Annotated in this window: 1 protein-coding gene; it reads left to right on the top strand. The window is 35.1% G+C overall.

Annotated elements, in window-relative coordinates; genetic code table 11:
• A partial coding sequence (locus ACFIN0_RS09600) for a type ISP restriction/modification enzyme (RefSeq protein WP_375702436.1) occupies window positions 1-2,057 on the top strand: 2,057 nt, incomplete at both ends.

Raw genomic sequence — 2,057 nt, 5'->3', positions numbered from 1 at the left:
GTGAAATCAAGCAAGAGGAAGCGATTGAGATGTTAGCGCAACATCTTGTCACGCGTCCCGTGTTTGAAGCTTTATTTTACGGTAATGAATTTGTACAGAACAATGCCATTTCGCAAGCCATGGATAAGATCTTAACGGAACTGGATAAAACAAATATCGAAGAGAAAACGAAAGATCTTGATCAATTTTACAAAAGTGTCATGTTCTGTACAGCAGGGATTACAGAAACTCATGCAAAACAGAATCTTATTATCAAGCTTTATGAAAGTTTTTTTGCCAAGGCATTTAAGAAAACCACGGATAAGCTTGGAATTGTTTACACGCCCGTTGAGGTTGTTGATTTTATCATTCATTCCGTTAATGATGTTTTAGAGCAAGAGTTTGGAAAAAGCTTGGGATCACGGGGTGTCTCTATCCTTGATCCTTTCACCGGAACGGGTACTTTTATCACGCGGCTGTTACAATCTAAACTGATCAAACCAGAGGATATGGAATACAAATTCCGTCATGATATCCATGCCAATGAGATTGTTCTCTTAGCCTATTACATAGCAGCGATTAACATTGAATCGACGTATCATAGTCTTATGAAAGGAGAGTATATTCCTTTTAAACATATTGGCTTAACCGATACGTTTCGGATGCTTGAAGAGAAGAACTTACTACAGGAATTGTTTAAAGAAAACAGTGAATATTTAGAACATCAAAAGAAGATGAATATTGAAGTTATCTTTGGAAATCCTCCTTATTCAACAGGTCAAAAAAGTGCTAATGATAATGCAAAGAATACACCTTATCCGATATTAGATGACCGCATTCGTGAAACTTATGCCGCTCAGTCAAATGCAAATCTTATACGAAATCTATATGATAATTATATTCGTGCCATTCGCTGGGCTAGTGATCGTATTGATAATGCTGGAGTAATCGGTTTTGTTTCTGGTTCTGGTTACATAGAAAAGTCTACAATGGATGGTTTACGAAAATCTTTAGCCAAAGAATTTAGCAGTATTTACGTACTCAATTTACGAGGAGATCTTCGCAAAAATATGTTAAGCAATGGAGTTGCTCAAGAAGGTGAAAATGTTTTCGGCAATGGAAGTATGACTGGTATTGCTGTAACCTTGTTTATCAAAAATCCCAATGCTATTGGACCTTGTAAAATTTACTATCATGATATTGGTAATAATCGTACGATAAAAGAAAAACTTACAGCTCTGGAATGTTTTGGTAGTGTTGGTGGCATTACGGATAAAAAGGGCTGGCAAGTAATTGCACCAGATAAGCATGGTGATTGGATACATCAACGTGATGAGAGTTTCGAAACATTCCTAGCTTTAGGAGATAAGAAAGGACATAATAAAAAGCTCTTTAAAACGTTTTCTTGTGGTATCTCAACTAGCCGTGATGCGTGGGCATATAACTCAAGCCGTGAAGCTTTAGCTAAAAATATGCGTAATATGATTAATTTTTATAATAGTGAAGTGAAACGTTTTAATGATATTTATCACACTGACTGTAAAACACGTACAAAAATTGTAGATAATTTTGTAAATTCAGATGCTAAAAAAATCAGTTGGAGTCGTTCTCTTAAACAACAATTAATTAGTGGAAAGATTTTCGAATTTGAAGATAAATACCTTATTCAAAGCCTCTATCGCCCTTTTACACAACAGTGGCTTTATTACAATCGCATTTTTAATGAGAGAGTTTTACAATTCTCTATAGGGAAAGCGGTAAAAAATAAGGTAATACAAGTTACAGGCGTAGGAGCAAGAAGTGGATTTTCTGTTTTGATGAGTAAGGATTTACCTAACCTTCACGCAATAGATACAGGTCAATGCTTTCCAAGATACTTTTATGAAGATATTACCTCCTTAAAATCTAAAGATAATAACCAGTCACATTTATTTACGAATTCTATAGAAAAAAGCAACAATGCTGATTTACAACGCCGTGATGCCATTACAGATGCGGGATTAGCACATTTTAAAGCAGCTTATCCTAATGAAACCATAACAAAAGATGATCTATTCTATTATGTTTACGGTCTTTTG

The sequence above is a fragment of the Bartonella sp. AA89HNZF genome (genome assembly GCF_042196905.1).
Taxonomy (GTDB): domain Bacteria; phylum Pseudomonadota; class Alphaproteobacteria; order Rhizobiales; family Rhizobiaceae; genus Bartonella.
Note: the sequence above shows the minus strand (reverse complement) of the source record. Positions and strands in the feature narration are given on the sequence as shown.